Raw genomic sequence first — 255 nt, forward strand, 5'->3', positions numbered from 1 at the left:
CAGTGAAGCGTTCGGCATAGATGATGGCGAACTGGTTCATGGCGGTTTTCCAGTCATGTGTGGCGCCACCCCAGCTCTCGGTAATGTTGCGCAGTACCAGCCAGAGCAGTTTGGTGGCCGCCTCGTCGCTGGGGAAGTGGCCTCGGGTTTTGACCGCCCGACGCAACTGCGCATTGATGCTCTCGATGGCATTGGTGGTGTAAATCACCTTGCGGATGGCCGGGGGGAACATAAAGAACGGGATCACCCGGTCCC

General features: G+C 59.2%; 1 protein-coding gene. It reads right to left on the reverse strand.

Going from position 1 to position 255, the window contains the following annotated elements; all coding sequences use genetic code 11:
* On the reverse strand, positions 1-255 hold a 255-nt coding region (locus AC6LJ2_RS30165), incomplete at both ends, for a transposase (RefSeq protein WP_498152775.1).

The organism is Achromobacter sp. 1014246743 (genome assembly GCF_059760725.1).